Below are 16,300 nucleotides of genomic sequence, written 5' to 3'. Positions count from 1 at the left end.
TAACGAGGTGAATGGGGCATTGTTATCGGAATTATCGATTAGAAACTTTGCTATTATTGAGTCATTAAATATTTCTTTTCAAAAAGGTTTAACAGTTTTAAGTGGTGAAACAGGTGCCGGAAAATCAATTATTATTGATGCAATCAGCTTACTTGTTGGTGGCCGGGGTTCAGCAGAATTTGTTAGATATGGAACAGAAAAAGCTGAAATTGAAGGTTTATTTTATATAGAGGATGATAAACATCCATGTATTACGAAAGCTGAAGAGCTGGACATTGAAATTGAAGATGGGATGATCATTTTAAAACGTGACATCGCTGCGAATGGAAAAAGTGTATGTCGTGTAAATGGTAAACTTGTTACATTGAGTATATTAAAAGAAATTGGGAAAACACTTGTTGATATTCATGGACAACATGAAACGCAAGATTTGATGAATGAGGAACGCCATTTGTTTATGCTCGATCATTTCGACGGAAATCGTATCGTGAACCAATTAGAAATATATCAAGATGTATATGGTGAATATGAGCAGTTAAAAAAGCAACTCAAATCTTTAACAGAGAATGAACAGCAGATGGCACATCGCTTAGATTTAATTCAATTCCAGCACGAAGAAATTTGTAAAGCGGATTTGAAAGTCGATGAAGAAAATGAATTGACAGAAGAGAGATTAAAAATTTCCAATTTCGAAAAGATTTATAAAGCGCTTGGTGATGCATACCGTTCATTAAGCGAAGATGGTAGTGGACTTGATCATGTACGAAATGCGATGGGACAAATGGAGAGTATTACACACCTAGATGAGGCGTATCAAGAGAACCATGATTCGATTGCAAATAGCTACTACTTATTAGAAGAGGTTGCCTATCAGCTCCGTGAAAAGTTAGATATGATGGAGTATGATCCGAATCGTTTAGACGAAATTGAAACACGTTTGAATGAAATTCGTATGCTAAAGAGAAAGTATGGAAATACTGTAGAAGAGATTTTAGCGTATGCTGATAAAATAGAGCAAGAAATTTTTACAATTGAAAATAAAGATGTACATATTGAAACGACGAAAAAGAAATTAAAAGAATTAGAAAGCGTAATTTTGAAGGAAGCAACGATACTGAGTGATATGCGTCATCAACTTGCAGACCATCTTACAAGCGCAATCCACCAAGAATTAAAAGAACTGTATATGGAAAAAACGAAATTTGAAGTGAGGATTAAGAAAAAAGAAGGAAGCAATGATGATCCACTTGTAGAAGGGGCACCAGTGAAACTTACGGCAGATGGATACAATCATGTGGAATTTTATATTTCAACAAATCCAGGTGAACCATTAAAGCAACTTTCAAAAGTAGCTTCTGGTGGAGAATTATCCCGTATTATTTTAGCTCTGAAAAGTATCTTTTCTAAACATCAAGGTGTTGCATCTGTCATTTTTGATGAAGTAGATACGGGAGTGAGTGGACGAGTGGCACAAGCGATTGCGGAAAAAATTTATCGTGTATCTGTAAACTCGCAAGTAYTTTGTATTACGCACTTACCTCAAGTAGCATCGATGGCGGATTCACATTTATTTATTCGTAAACAAGTTGCAAATGATCGGACGATTACATCAGTTACTGTATTAAGTACAGAGGATAAGGTGACGGAGATTGCTCGAATGATTTCTGGCGTGGAAATTACCGATTTAACGACGGAACATGCGAAAGAGTTACTTACGCAAGCACATCGTTTTAAACAGACAGCAGAGGCTATCCAATAATGGATAGCTTTTTTGCTCAAATGACGATTTCTTGATTCTTCCGGTTATAAACAAAGCGTTACAAGGAGAAATTAAAAGATGAAGTCGTTAGGCTGAATGTGGGGTAGGAGCGAGGAGAGTGAACGAATTGAAATTAGAGCAATTCCGAAAAATAATAGGTCTTTGCCTCCTTGTTTCATTAATTTTTATGGGATGTTTTAAACCGCTTCGTACGTTTATTTCATCCCCGAAGCAACTCGTTATTTTTGAGGGTCAACAATCCGAAATAGCATCATTTCCAGTTTTCCAGGCTTCATCGACAAATCATCATGTTTTTACAGTGAGTTCAAATAAAGAACAGAAATCTGAACTTGTAGTAAATTCGCATCAAAATGGTGAAGCGGATATGGTTTTTCAACTTGCTGGATTTCCAGTAAAAAAGGTAAATGTGAAAGTATTAAAAGATTTTAAAGTGATTCCAGGTGGGCAATCAATTGGAGTGAAATTGAATACAAAAGGTGTACTTGTTGTTGGACATCATTTAATTCAAACAGAGAGAGGGAAAGTATCGCCTGGGGAAATGGCTGGTGTACAAGTTGGGGATATGATTACCGAAATTAATGGAAAAACAATTGAAAGAATGAGCGATGTGGCACCTTTTATTCATGATAGCGGAAAAACAGGTGAACCGCTTAACCTCGTCTTATTACGAGATGGTAAGTATATTCGTACGAAACTAACACCAGAAAAAGATAATGGTGAATCGTCTTATCGGATTGGCTTATATATTCGTGATTCAGCTGCTGGTATTGGAACGATGACTTTTGTTCATCCGGATTCGATGAAATATGGAGCGCTTGGTCATGTTATTTCTGATAATGATACGAAGAAACCAATTCAAGTAGAAGATGGACAGATTGTTCGTTCGACAGTTACTTCTATTGAACGCGGTAGTCATGGAAATCCAGGAGAAAAATTAGCAAGATTTTCACCGGATCGTGAAGTGATTGGTAATATTACAACAAATAGTCCTTTTGGTATTTTTGGTAAATTAAATACAGGTATAAAAAATGGCATAATGGATGAAGCAATGCCGATTGCATTGTCTCATCAAGTGAAAGAAGGGCCAGCGAAAATATTAACAGTTATCGATCAAGATAAAGTAGAGGCATTTGATATTGAAATCGTAAGCACGGTACCACAAAAGTTCCCAGCTACAAAAGGAATGGTTGTAAAAGTTACAGACAAACGTTTGTTGGCTAAAACAGGTGGTATTGTTCAAGGGATGAGTGGTAGTCCGATTGTTCAAAATGGAAAAATGATTGGTGCTGTTACACATGTATTTGTGAATGACCCAACTTCAGGGTATGGTGTCCATATTGAATGGATGTTACATGAAGCTGGAATTAATATTTATGAGCAAGAGAAAAAAGCAAGCTGATGTTAGTCAGCTTGCTTTTTTCTTGAGAAATTCGTTGAAATTTTGTAAAAGTTCCGCAAGAGCTGTTTTTTGTTGTAAAATAAAAGAAAAGAGTGAACGTTTCGTTGTAAACCTATGATGGAATGTGTAAAGAAAGAAAATAAATGAACGATAAACATATTTTTTTGTGATTTTATCGGAAATTAAGAAACTTTAAAAGGGAAATTTCACACAATTGTCGAACAATTCATGTAGCCTAGAAGCTTACACATGTCGGGAGAATCGATTCGGTAAGGGAGGAAAAGCTGTGGAGAAAATTAAAGTGTGTCTTGTGGATGATAATAAGGAACTAGTATCAATGCTAGAAAGTTATGTTGCTGCTCAAGATGATATGGAAGTAATCGGAATTGCTTATAATKGTCAAGAGTGTTTGAATTTACTGAGGGAGAAACAACCTGATGTACTTGTTTTAGATATTATTATGCCACATTTAGATGGTTTAGCGGTGCTGGAAAAAATGCGTCATATTGAAAGACTAAGACAGCCGAATGTGATTATGTTAACGGCATTTGGACAAGAAGATGTGACGAAAAAAGCAGTTGATTTAGGTGCTTCTTATTTCATCTTAAAGCCATTTGATATGGAAAATTTAACGGGTCATATTCGTCAAGTAAGCGGTAAAACGAATACTACAATTAAACGTCCACTACCATCTTTCCGATCTGCAACAACAGTAGATGGCAAACCGAAGAATCTAGATGCGAGTATTACAAGCATTATTCACGAAATTGGTGTACCAGCTCATATTAAAGGATATATGTATTTGCGAGAGGCGATTTCTATGGTATATAACGATATCGAGCTTCTTGGCTCTATTACGAAAGTCTTATACCCGGATATTGCGAAAAAATATAATACGACAGCAAGCCGTGTGGAACGCGCAATCCGTCATGCGATTGAAGTAGCGTGGAGTCGTGGGAATATTGATTCAATCTCGTCCTTATTTGGTTATACTGTATCGATGTCAAAAGCAAAACCTACGAATWSCGARTTCATCGCAATGGTTGCRGATAAGTTAAGRCTTGAACATAAGGCTTCRTAAACGTTATTGTATTGAGAGTTTCGTAATGTAAAGTTATCAACAAGTAAAGTTAATATATTTCGATCAACACCGTCTTTCATTCGTTTGTAAATCAAACGAATGAAAAACGGTGTTTTTGTTTTGAATGAGTTTTACAGATAGGATAAAAAGAAAAAAATTTAGTGTTGTCGTTAAATTAAAATATGTCGTTGGACAGTATATTTCAATCTGGGAATTTTAGGAGTTTATGTAAGAATCCGCTTATGATATTATGATATATATGGGCGGAAATATGGTGAATAGAGAAAATAAACAGTCCTGCAAAACAGGACTGGATTATTCTTCATCTTTATTTTGTTTTTCTAGCTCAACTAACTTTTGAACTAAAATGTGCTGCGGCATATGCATAATTTGCTCAAGTGGAACACCTAGAGCTTTTGATAAACGAATTGCAGTATCCGGAGAAATTTGTAATGGTTTCATAGAAGTACCTCCTTTTTCGTATAGTATAGCATAAGATTGGGGGAGTGAGGATGACTCTTATATTCGCGCACCGCGGTGCGGCGGGGGCGTATCCAGAAAATACAATGATTTCATTTAAAGCTGCGGAATCGTTTCAGGCAGACGGGATAGAATTAGATGTTCAATTTACGAAGGATAAAAAAGTTGTTGTGATTCATGATGAAACTGTCAATCGTACAACGAATGGAAAAGGTGCCGTTCGTAATTACTTATATGAAGATTTGCGAAAATTGGATGCGAGTCACCAGTTTTCGGAAAAGGTAGGTTTTTGCAAAATTCCTTTATTAGAAGAAGTGCTAGAATGGCTAAAATCGAATTGTTTGTTGCTCAATATTGAATTTAAAAATAATAAAATTCCATATTGTGGTTTAGAAGAAGAAGTTATAACACTTATACGTAAGTTTGGCCTAGAAGATCGAGTTATTTTTTCTTCTTTTAATCACTACAGTATGAAAAGATGTCATATGATGGCTCCGGATATTCAAACGGCTATTTTGTATCGAGAAGGTTTACATAGCCCGTGGGCGTATGCGCAAAAAATGGGGGCTACTGCGATTCATCCGAACTATCGTTATCTTCAGGATGCAATAGCTGAATTAACAATGGAGAGCGGAGTTGAAGTGCGGCCTTATACAATTAATGATGAAACGGTTATGCGTAAGTATTTTGATATGAACATATCGGCGATTATTACTGATTATCCAGAAACAGCGAGAGTGTTATTACAAGTGGAAAAATGAGACCTTACATTAGAAAGGTCTCATTTTTATGTTCTTTTATCTTCTGAAACGAGCTTGTACTTTGTTTCGTTTACGATCACGATGTACAACAAAGCCTCCAAAGATATAAAAACCGATTGCAAAGCAGAATACACCTATTAAAAATTGTAACCATAATACAGGGATTGGAGATAAAAGAATACCAAATACAGTATCTCTCATCAATTTTATACCTAGCACTGCTAATGAGATGGGGATGAGTGCTAATAGAAGAGCAAGGTAACGCTGCATAGATAACGCTCCTTTTCAGATAATTTTGTATATATCAAATGATGTTATATTGAAAGGGGATTTGTCAAGTGATTGCTGAACGAGTAAGATAAAGGTGTGAAAAATTTTGCAGAGATACTTCGAGAGGAAGTGGGATGTGTGAAACAAAAAGTATTAATTATTGGAGCGGGCGAAGGTGGAAGTACGATTCTTGGTTTGCTGCAAAATTCGAATATATTTAAAGTCGTTGGCGTTATCGATATAAATCCGAATGCAAAAGGATTACAGATTGCGCAAGAACAAGGTATTGCAGTTGGAGAAGATTTAGATTCTTTTCTTACAGTGGATGTGGATGTAATTTTTGATATGAGTGGTGATTACCATTTACATAAGGTTCTATTCGCAAAAAAACAAGAAAATACACTCCTTATACCAGGGGATGTTGCGAAAATCGTTACGAAGTTGGCACATGAGAAAGAGAATTTAATTGAAAAACTGAAAGGCCAAACGCAGCAAGGAAATTTGATTTTAAATTCTACTCATGATGGAATGATTGTCATTGATTCAGAAGGTTATGTGAAATTATTTAACAAAAGTGCAGAACGTATAACGGGTTATAAAGCGAAAGAAGCGACTGGGAAATATATTTTAGAAGTAATTCCGACTAGTAAGTTACTTCGTACTATACGAACGAAACAAATAGAAGTGAATCATGAGTTGACATTAGGGAATGAAAAGAAGATTATTACAACGCGGATTCCAATTTTAAAAGAAGATGGAGAGGTGCAAGGGGCATTTGCAATTTTTAAAGATATTACAGAAGTTGTAGATCTAGCAGAAGAAGTTACGGATTTAAAAGAAATTCAAACCTTATTGGAAGCGATTATTCATTCATCTGAGGAAGCGATTTCTGTTGTAGATGAGAAAGGAAGAGGTCTTGTCATCAACCCTGCTTATACAAAGTTAACAGGCCTTACAGAGGATGACATAATTGGAAAACCTGCAACGACTGATATTGTAGAGGGGGAAAGTATGCATATGAAAGTACTTCGGACGCGTAGGGCGGTACGAGGGATTCATATGAAAATTGGTCAGAAAAAACGAGATGTCATTGTAAATGTCGCGCCGGTTATTGTTGATGGAATATTGAAAGGTAGCGTTGGTGTTATTCGTGACGTATCCGAAATTCAAAAATTAACGCATGAATTAAACCGGGCAAGACAAATTATTCGGACGCTAGAAGCGAAATATTCTTTTGAGGATATTGTAGGAACGTCTGATGAAACGATGGCTGCAATAGAGCAAGCAAAGCTTGGAGCAAATACACCAGCAACCGTATTACTTCGCGGGGAGTCAGGGACTGGTAAAGAGTTATTTGCGCACGCTATTCATAACGGGAGTAATCGGAAATACAATAAGTTTGTTCGTGTAAACTGTGCTGCTATCTCGGAAACTTTATTGGAAAGTGAATTATTTGGTTACGAAGAAGGAGCCTTTTCTGGTGCGAAAAGAGGCGGTAAAAGAGGTTTCTTTGAAGAAGCAAATAATGGGAGTGTTTTTTTAGATGAGATTGGGGAACTGTCTGCGAATACGCAAGCGAAATTATTGCGCGTTTTGCAGGAAAAAGAAATTGTAAAAGTTGGAGGAACGAAACCAATTCCTATTAATGTTCGGGTGATTGCGGCGACGCATGTAAATTTAGAAAAAGCAATTTTGGAAGGTGAATTCAGAGAAGATTTATATTATCGCCTAAATAAAATTCCAATTCAAATTCCGTCTCTTCGTCAGCGAAAGGAAGATATTCCGGTTATATCAGAACGATTGATTCAAAAAATTAATCAAGATTATGGTCGGAATGTAGAAGGATTAACGGAATCGGCTATTGAATATTTGCGATCGTATGATTGGCCAGGGAATGTTAGAGAGCTTGAGAATATTTTGGGACGGGCGATTATTTTTATGAACTATAATGAGATGTATATTGATGTACATCATTTGCCTTCTTTGCATAAGGAGGACCAAGTGGAATTAAAAGGAAATGATTTGTTGCCGGAATTAGAAGAAAAGCCCCTTGAACATTTGGTTACGGAGTTTGAAGGGAACATCATACATGAATATTTAGAGAAGTTTGGTGGGAATAAAACAAAGACAGCGAAAGTGTTAGGAATCTCAGTTCGAAATTTATATTACAAGTTAGAAAAGTATGACCGTGCAAAAAATAGCATGCAATAAATTGCGTACCGTGCAATTTATTGCATGATACGTAAAAAACAACAAATCAAGACAGAATATTATGTAATTTTATAAAGTACTGATTTCACTGTATTTTGTATGCGTTTTCATAATTGGTATGACCAATTTGAAAAGTTGGCACGATATTTGCTTATTAAATAGACGAGGGACGACGGAAAGGGTTGATTACAAGATATGAAGTTAAAACACTTAATTGATCAAGCAGCAGGGCAGCCTAAAAAAACTGTGGCTGTAGCAGTGGCTGAAGATCATGAAGTAATTGAAGCAGTAGCTAAGGCAATTCAATTACAGTTAGCTCAATTTCGTCTATATGGAAATCAAGAAAAAATTATTGGTATGCTACAAGAGCATGACTTACAAGTTTCAGAACACGTTCAAGTGATTGCGACATCATCAAGTGCTGAGGCCGCGGAACTTTCTGTTAAAGCTGTAAGAAATGGTGAAGCAGACGTACTTATGAAGGGGAACATCCCAACAGCAAGTATTTTAAAAGCAGTATTAAATAAAGAGTGGGGACTTCGCAAAGGTAGTGTGTTATCACATGTTGCAGCGTTTGAAGTTCCAAATTACGATCGCTTTATCTTTGTCACAGATGCAGCGATGAACATTGCACCTGATGTAGGGCAAAAAGCTGCTATTATACAAAATACTGTTGAAGTTGCCCGGGCAATAGGAATCGAATTGYCAAAAGTGGCTCCGATTGCAGCGGTGGAAGTTATTAATCAAGCAATGCAGGCGACAATCGATGCAGCGATGTTAACCCAAATGAATCGTCGTGGACAAATTAAAGATTGTATCGTTGATGGACCGCTTGCTTTAGATAATGCTGTATCACAAATTGCAGCAGAGCACAAAGGCATAGTAAGTGATGTGGCAGGTAAGGCAGATATTTTACTCGTCCCAACGATTGAAGCTGGAAACGTGCTATATAAATCGCTTGTCTATTTTGCAAATGCAAATGTAGGAGCGATGATTGCTGGCGCAAAAGCACCGATTGTTTTAACATCTCGTGCAGATTCAGCAGAAACAAAAGTATATTCATTAGCTTTAGCAGTTGCGACTGCTTCTAAATAAACCAAAAGGGTAAAACAATTAGGGGGAAATGACAATGACATTAGAAATCTTCGAATACTTAGAAAAATATGATTATGAGCAAGTAGTATTTTGTCAAGATAAAGAATCTGGATTAAAAGCAATCATTGCAATTCATGATACAACACTTGGACCAGCCCTTGGTGGAACAAGAATGTGGACATATGATTCTGAAGAAGCGGCGATTGAAGATGCATTGCGTCTTGCAAAAGGGATGACATATAAAAACGCAGCAGCTGGTTTAAACCTAGGTGGTGCAAAAACAGTTATCATCGGCGATCCACGTAAAGATAAAAGTGAAGCAATGTTCCGTGCATTAGGACGTTACATCCAAGGTTTAAACGGGCGTTATATTACTGCAGAAGATGTTGGTACAACTGTTGATGATATGGATATTATCCACGAAGAAACTGATTTTGTAACAGGTATTTCACCTTCATTCGGTTCTTCTGGTAACCCATCTCCAGTAACTGCTTATGGTGTTTACCGCGGTATGAAAGCAGCGGCGAAAGAGGCATTTGGTACAGACAGCCTAGAAGGTAAAGTAATTGCTGTTCAAGGTGTTGGTAACGTAGCATATCACTTATGCAAGCATTTACACGCTGAAGGTGCACAACTAATCGTTACAGATATTAATAAAGAAGCGGTACAACGTGCAGTAGAAGAATTTGGTGCAACAGCAGTTGAACCAAATGAAATTTACGGTGTAGAATGTGACATTTATGCACCATGCGCATTAGGTGCAACAGTAAATGACGAAACAATTCCACAACTTAAAGCAAAAGTAATTGCAGGTTCTGCAAATAACCAATTAAAAGAAGATCGTCACGGTGACGCAATCCATGAAATGGGAATTGTATATGCACCAGACTATGTAATTAATGCAGGCGGTGTAATTAACGTAGCAGATGAATTATATGGATACAATAGAGAACGTGCATTAAAACGTGTAGAGTCTATTTATGACACAATTGCAAAAGTAATTGAGATTTCAAAACGTGATGGTGTACCAACTTATGTTGCAGCAGATCGTCTAGCTGAAGAGCGTATTGCAAGCTTGAAAAATACTCGTAGCACGTTCTTACGCAACGGCCATAACATTATTAGCCGTCGCTAATCTATCATATACAACTTCTACAAAAGCTGTGGTTACCTCTTACGAGGTTTCCACTGCCTTTTGAATTTATAGGTGGAGGTAGCAACATTGTCCTTAAATCGAATCCTTGTTATTAATCCGGGTAGTACATCCACAAAAATAGGTGTTTTTGATAATGAAAGACCCGTTTTAGAAGAAACCATTCGTCATGATGTGGATAAAATCGGTAAATATAAACGAATTATTGATCAATATGAATTTCGAAAAGAAACAATTTTAGAAGTTTTACATTCTCACGGCATTAATATTTCGAAATTAAACGCTGTTTGCGGTCGCGGGGGATTACTTCGTCCCATTGAAGGTGGTACGTATACAGTGAACGAAGCAATGTTAGAAGATTTGAAAAATGGATATAGCGGTCATCACGCTTCAAATCTTGGAGGTATTTTGGCGTATGAAATCGCTTCAGGATTAAATATTCCAGCATTCATTGTCGATCCAGTTGTTGTTGATGAAATGGATTCAATTGCTCGTATTAGTGGTATTTCTGGCATGGAGCGAAAAAGTATTTTTCATGCGTTAAACCAAAAAGCTGTGGCGCGTAAAGTTGCAGAGGAACTTGGTCGTAAATATGAAGATTTAAACCTATTAATTGCGCACATGGGTGGCGGGATAACGGTTGGTGCTCATAAGCAAGGAAAAGTTATTGATGTAAATAATGGTTTGAATGGTGAAGGTCCATTTAGTCCAGAACGTTCTGGAACAGTGCCGGTTGGACAGTTAATAGAAATGTGTTTCTCAGGTGAGTATTACCGCGATGAAATGATGAAAAAGATTGTTGGACAAGGCGGATTAGTAAGCCTTATTGGTACAAACGATGCAATTAAAGTTGAAAACATGGTTGAGAAAGGTGATCCTGAGGCAACACTTATTTACAAAGCAATGGCATATCAAGTTGCGAAAGAAATCGGCGGAGCTAGCACGGTTCTTCATGGGAAAATAGATGCAATCGTTTTAACAGGAGGACTCGCATATAGCAAAATTCTTGTTGATGAAATCAAGGAGCGCGTTCATTGGATTGCTGATGTGATTGTGCATCCAGGTGAAGATGAATTACAAGCATTAGCAGAAGGGGCACTTCGTGTATTACGTGAGGAAGAAGCTTCAAAAGAGTATGTTGTACGAGAAAAAGAAACGGTAGCTAGGGGTTGAGATAATGGCAAAAGAATATGATTTAGTCATCGTTGGCGGCGGTACTGGCGGATATGTTGCTGCTATTCGTGCATCACAATTAGGGCTAAAAACAGCGCTTGTTGAAAAAGATAATCTTGGTGGCACTTGTTTACACAAAGGTTGTATTCCTAGTAAAGCATTGCTGCGTAGTGCTGAAGTATATGCAACGGCAAAAAAGAGTGAAGAGTTTGGCGTTGTAACGAGCAATGTAGAATTGAACTTTGCTAAAGTGCAAGAGCGTAAAGAAAAGATTGTAACGCAGCTTCATAAAGGCGTTCAGCATTTAATGAAGCAAGGTAAAATTGATGTGTTTGAAGGTATCGGCCGCATTCTTGGACCTTCTATCTTCTCTCCAATGCCGGGAACAATTTCGGTTGAATTGGCAAATGGAGAAGAGAATGAAATGTTGATTCCTAAAAATGTGCTTATTGCAACAGGTTCTCGTCCAAACTCTTTACCAGGGTTAGAACTAGATGGAGAATACGTAATGTCATCGGATCATGCCCTGAAAATAGAAACGCTTCCCAAATCAATTATCATTGTTGGTGGTGGTGTAATTGGAATTGAATGGGCATCTATGCTTGCTGATTTCGGTGTTGAAGTTACCGTATTAGAATATGCAAAACATGTCTTACCGCTTGAAGATCAAGATGTTTCGAAAGAAATGCAACGTCTCTTGAAGAAAAAGGGAATTAAAGTGGTAACAGGTGCAAAAGTATTACCAGAAACATTGGTAAAAGATAATGGAGTAGCAATTCAAGCCGAACACAATGGTGAAAGTAAAGAATTCAAGGCAGAAAAAATGCTTGTATCTGTAGGAAGACAAGCCAATACGCAAAATATCGGCTTAGAGAATACAGATATCATTGTGGAAAAAGGATACATTCAAACAAATGAGTTTTATCAAACGAAAGAATCACATATTTATGCAATTGGTGATGTAATTGGTGGTTTACAACTTGCACACGTTGCTTCTCATGAAGGTATTGTTGCTGTAGAACATATTGTTGGTAAAGAAGTTATGCCAATCGATTACTCTATGGTATCGAAATGTGTATACAGTAGTCCAGAAGTAGCTTCTGTTGGTTTAACAGAACAGGAAGCAAAAGAAAAAGGCTATAAGTTAAAAGTAGGCAAGTTCTCATTCCGTGCAATCGGAAAAGCACTTGTATATGGAGAATCAGATGGCTTTGTGAAACTTGTAGTTGATGAAGAAACAAATGATATTCTCGGTGTTCATATGATTGGCCCACATGTAACGGATATGATTTCTGAAGCGGGTCTTGCAAGAGTACTTGATGCAACACCTTGGGAAGTTGCACATACAATTCATCCGCATCCATCATTATCAGAAGCAATTGGTGAAGCTGCATTAGCAGTAGATGGAAAAGCGTTACACGCATAAAAATGTGGATTTAGGAGGTTATGAAAATGGCAGAAGTAAAAGAAAAGCGCCATGAAGAGCTTGGCTTAAGTGATGAGCAAGTAGTAGAAATGTATCGTACGATGTTGCTTGCACGTAAAATTGACGAACGTATGTGGTTGTTAAACCGTGCAGGGAAAATTCCATTCGTAATTTCTTGTCAAGGACAGGAAGCTGCACAAGTAGGCGCAGCATTTGCACTTGATCGTAAAAAAGATTATGCATTACCATATTACCGTGATATGGGTGTAGTACTAGCGTTTGGTATGACAGCAAAAGAGCTTATGTTGTCTGGCTTTGCAAAAGCAGGAGATCCAAACTCTGGTGGCCGTCAAATGCCTGGTCACTTCGGTCAGAAGAAAAACCGTATTGTGACAGGTTCATCACCAGTTACAACACAAGTGCCTCATGCAGTAGGAATTGCACTAGCAGGGAAGATGGAAAAGAAAGATTTAGTAACGTTTGTTACCTTCGGTGAAGGTTCTTCTAACCAAGGTGACTTCCACGAAGGTGCTAACTTTGCTGGCGTACACAAATTGCCTGTTATTTTCATGTGTGAGAATAACAAATATGCAATTTCTATCCCTGTTGAAAAGCAATTAGCATGTAAAAATGTATCAGATCGTGCAATTGGTTACGGTATGCCAGGATACACAGTGGACGGAAATGATCCACTTGCAGTATATAAAGCTGTAAAAGAAGCAGCGGATCGTGGCCGCCGCGGCGAAGGTCCAACTTTAATTGAAACAGTATCATATCGTTTAACAGCACACTCTAGTGATGACGATGATCTTGTATATCGTGATAAAGAAGAAGTAGAAGAAGCGAAGAAAAAAGATTCCATCTTTACATTTGCTGCTTACTTAAAAGAGGTTGGCGTGTTAACGGAGGAATCTGAAAAACAAATGTTAGATGAAATTATGCATATCGTAAACGAAGCAACAGAATATGCAGAAAATGCTCCGTATGCAGCACCTGAAGATGCATTGAAGCACGTATACGCAGAATAGGGGGGAACGTTTCATGGCTGTAATGTCTTATATTGACGCGATTACATTAGCAATGCGCGAAGAAATGGAACGCGATGAGAAAGTATTTGTATTAGGAGAAGACGTTGGTAAAAAAGGTGGCGTATTTAAAGCGACAAATGGATTATATGATCAATTTGGTGAAGATCGTGCGCTTGATACACCGCTTGCAGAATCTGCAATTGCAGGGGTAGCAATCGGGGCAGCGATGTACGGAATGCGTCCAATTGCTGAAATGCAATTCGCTGATTTTATTATGCCAGCAGTAAACCAAATTGTTTCTGAGGCAGCAAAAATTCGTTACCGTTCTAATAATGACTGGACTTGTCCGATCACTGTACGTGCACCGTTTGGTGGCGGCGTTCACGGTGCATTGTATCACTCACAGTCTGTAGAAGCAATGTTTGCAAACCAACCAGGTTTAAAAATTGTTATTCCTTCTACACCATATGATGCAAAAGGATTATTAAAAGCGGCAATTCGTGATGAAGATCCAGTACTATTCTTTGAACATAAACGTGCATATCGTTTAATTAAAGGCGAAGTACCAGAAGATGATTATGTATTACCAATTGGAAAAGCAGATGTAAAACGGGAAGGTGATGATATTACTGTTATCACATATGGATTATGTGTTCACTTTGCTCTTCAAGCTGCTGAAAAATTAGCGAAAGATGGCATTTCTGCTCACATTCTTGATTTACGTACTGTATATCCATTAGATAAAGAAGCGATTATTGAAGCAGCTTCTAAAACAGGTAAAGTTCTTCTTGTAACGGAAGATAACAAAGAAGGAAGCATTATGAGTGAAGTAGCAGCAATTATTGCAGAAAATTGCTTATTTGACCTTGATGCACCAATTGCACGTCTTGCAGGTCCAGACGTTCCAGCAATGCCATATGCACCAACAATGGAAAAATTCTTTATGGTAAATCCAGATAAGGTTGAAAAAGCAATGCGTGAACTTGCGGAATTTTAATCGGGGGGACTATACATGGCTGTAGAAAATATCACAATGCCTCAGCTTGGGGAAAGTGTAACGGAAGGTACAATTAGTAAATGGCTCGTAAATGTTGGCGATCACGTAAATAAATATGATCCGCTTGCAGAAGTAATGACAGATAAAGTAAACGCAGAAGTACCATCTTCTTTCACAGGAATTGTGAAGGAGTTAGTCGCTGCTGAAGGTGATACACTTGCTGTAGGTGAAGTCGTTTGTGTGATCCAAGTAGAGGGCGCAGATGAGGTAGCTGCGACAGCTGTAGAAGAGAAAACAAAAGAGGAACCAAAAACAGAAGTGGTTTCAGCTGAAAAAGCAACAAAAGTGAAGCAACCAACTGATGGCAAACCTCGTTTCTCACCAGCGGTATTAAAACTTGCAGGTGAGCATAATATTGATTTAGATGCAGTAGAAGGTACGGGCGCAAATGGTCGTATTACACGTAAAGATATTCTGAAGCTTGTGGAATCTGGAAACATTCCGGTAGTTGGTGCGAAGAAAGAAGAAGCACCTGTATCTGTGCAGGCATCACAAGAAGCACCAAAAGTGGCTGCACCATCAGCTCCAAAAACAGAAGCGGCAAAACCTGTATCTGTACCGACAGTACCTGGCGATATTGAAATTCCGGTAACAGGTGTACGTAAAGCAATTGCTGCGAACATGCTGCGTAGTAAACACGAAGCACCTCACGCTTGGATGATGATTGAAGTAGATGTAACAAATCTTGTATCATACCGTAATTCAATTAAAGGCGAATTTAAAAAGCGTGAAGGCTTCAACTTAACATTCTTTGCATTCTTCGTTAAAGCAGTTGCACAAGCATTGAAAGAATACCCACAAATTAACTCAATGTGGGCTGGTGACAAAATTGTTCAAAAGAAAGATATTAACCTTTCTATCGCTGTTGCAACAGAAGATGAATTATTTGTACCAGTTATTAAACAAGCAGATGAGAAAACAATTAAAGGTATTGCTCGTGAAATTACTGAACTTGCAGGAAAAGTTCGTACAAAATCATTGAAAGCAGACGAAATGCAAGGCGGTACATTTACAATTAATAACACAGGATCATTTGGTTCTGTTCAATCTATGGGTATTATTAAYYAYCCACAAGCKGCWATTTTACAAGTWGAATCWATTGTAAAACGYCCAGTWATTATGGATAATGGTATGTTCGGTGCWCGCGACATGGTTAACYTATGTTTATCCCTTGATCATCGTGTACTGGATGGCTTAATTTGTGGTAAATTCTTAGGACGTGTAAAAGAAATTCTTGAAAATGTATCAGAGAATAATACGTCTGTATATTAATAAAAAGCTCGCGTCTGCGAGCTTTTTACTTTAGAAAAGATATACTTCTTCACTTTTTATCCCACAATAAAAAATGCCTTCCATTAATCTGACAATGAATAATAATGTATTATG

Annotated in this window: 14 protein-coding genes; 12 read left to right on the top strand and 2 right to left on the bottom strand. The window is 37.6% G+C overall.

Features of this window, described 5'->3' with window-relative positions:
• The first annotated feature begins 19 nt into the window (after positions 1–19).
• From recN to spo0A, 3 genes are all read left to right on the top strand, one after another.
• Positions 20–1,759, top strand: coding sequence for a DNA repair protein RecN (gene recN / locus AC1DIT_RS07735; RefSeq protein ID WP_476998124.1), 1,740 nt, complete (start codon positions 20–22; stop codon positions 1,757–1,759).
• 118 nt (positions 1,760–1,877) lie between these two features.
• Complete coding sequence (spoIVB, locus tag AC1DIT_RS07730; RefSeq protein ID WP_016116253.1) at positions 1,878–3,179, top strand: SpoIVB peptidase; 1,302 nt, start codon at positions 1,878–1,880, stop codon at positions 3,177–3,179.
• A gap of 286 nt (positions 3,180–3,465) precedes the next feature.
• The gene (spo0A, locus tag AC1DIT_RS07725) at positions 3,466–4,260 is read left to right on the top strand and encodes a sporulation transcription factor Spo0A (protein ID WP_476998123.1); all 795 of its coding nucleotides are present in this window, start codon (positions 3,466–3,468) and stop codon (positions 4,258–4,260) included.
• A gap of 315 nt (positions 4,261–4,575) precedes the next feature.
• Here spo0A and AC1DIT_RS07720 read toward each other — a convergent pair whose 3' ends face one another.
• On the bottom strand, positions 4,576–4,722 hold the full coding sequence (locus AC1DIT_RS07720; RefSeq protein WP_003200201.1) for a YycC family protein: 147 nt from the start codon (positions 4,720–4,722) through the stop codon (positions 4,576–4,578).
• A 50-nt stretch (positions 4,723–4,772) separates the two neighbouring features.
• On the opposite strand from AC1DIT_RS07720, the gene AC1DIT_RS07715 reads away from it, so the two are divergent.
• Positions 4,773–5,501 (top strand): glycerophosphodiester phosphodiesterase, encoded by a 729-nt coding sequence (locus AC1DIT_RS07715; RefSeq protein WP_016116251.1) that lies wholly within the window; start codon positions 4,773–4,775, stop codon positions 5,499–5,501.
• A 36-nt stretch (positions 5,502–5,537) separates the two neighbouring features.
• Here AC1DIT_RS07715 and AC1DIT_RS07710 read toward each other — a convergent pair whose 3' ends face one another.
• Positions 5,538–5,771 carry a DUF2627 domain-containing protein gene (locus AC1DIT_RS07710; RefSeq protein ID WP_003200204.1) on the bottom strand — a complete coding sequence of 78 codons (234 nt, stop codon included), beginning with the start codon at positions 5,769–5,771 and terminating at the stop codon, positions 5,538–5,540.
• A gap of 138 nt (positions 5,772–5,909) precedes the next feature.
• Between AC1DIT_RS07710 and AC1DIT_RS07705 the strand changes: the two genes are divergently transcribed.
• The 8 genes from AC1DIT_RS07705 (at position 5,910) to AC1DIT_RS07670 (ending at position 16,186) form a co-directional block, all read left to right on the top strand.
• Entirely contained in the window at positions 5,910–7,982 is a 2,073-nt protein-coding gene (locus AC1DIT_RS07705; protein ID WP_033671453.1) for a sigma-54 interaction domain-containing protein, read from the top strand.
• 195 nt (positions 7,983–8,177) lie between these two features.
• Positions 8,178–9,077, top strand: a complete 900-nt coding sequence (gene yqiS, locus AC1DIT_RS07700; protein WP_476998122.1) for a phosphate butyryltransferase — start codon at positions 8,178–8,180, stop codon at positions 9,075–9,077.
• A 34-nt stretch (positions 9,078–9,111) separates the two neighbouring features.
• Positions 9,112–10,212, top strand: coding sequence for a leucine dehydrogenase (locus AC1DIT_RS07695; protein ID WP_016116248.1), 1,101 nt, complete (start codon positions 9,112–9,114; stop codon positions 10,210–10,212).
• Positions 10,213–10,299: 87 nt separating this feature from the next.
• Positions 10,300–11,403 (top strand): butyrate kinase, encoded by a 1,104-nt coding sequence (buk, locus tag AC1DIT_RS07690; RefSeq protein WP_016116247.1) that lies wholly within the window; start codon positions 10,300–10,302, stop codon positions 11,401–11,403.
• A gap of 4 nt (positions 11,404–11,407) precedes the next feature.
• Positions 11,408–12,829: a dihydrolipoyl dehydrogenase gene (gene lpdA, locus AC1DIT_RS07685; RefSeq protein WP_016133248.1), complete on the top strand. Its 1,422-nt coding sequence runs from the start codon at positions 11,408–11,410 to the stop codon at positions 12,827–12,829.
• A gap of 26 nt (positions 12,830–12,855) precedes the next feature.
• On the top strand, positions 12,856–13,857 hold the full coding sequence (gene bfmBAA, locus AC1DIT_RS07680; RefSeq protein ID WP_016116245.1) for a 3-methyl-2-oxobutanoate dehydrogenase subunit alpha: 1,002 nt from the start codon (positions 12,856–12,858) through the stop codon (positions 13,855–13,857).
• A 13-nt stretch (positions 13,858–13,870) separates the two neighbouring features.
• Positions 13,871–14,854 (top strand): 3-methyl-2-oxobutanoate dehydrogenase subunit beta, encoded by a 984-nt coding sequence (gene bfmBAB, locus AC1DIT_RS07675; protein WP_016133247.1) that lies wholly within the window; start codon positions 13,871–13,873, stop codon positions 14,852–14,854.
• A gap of 15 nt (positions 14,855–14,869) precedes the next feature.
• On the top strand, positions 14,870–16,186 hold the full coding sequence (locus AC1DIT_RS07670; RefSeq protein ID WP_476998121.1) for a dihydrolipoamide acetyltransferase family protein: 1,317 nt from the start codon (positions 14,870–14,872) through the stop codon (positions 16,184–16,186).
• Positions 16,187–16,300 lie beyond the last annotated feature (114 nt).

This window comes from Bacillus sp. 05T22 (assembly GCF_056396765.1).
This window is presented reverse-complemented; position numbering and strand designations above follow the sequence as displayed.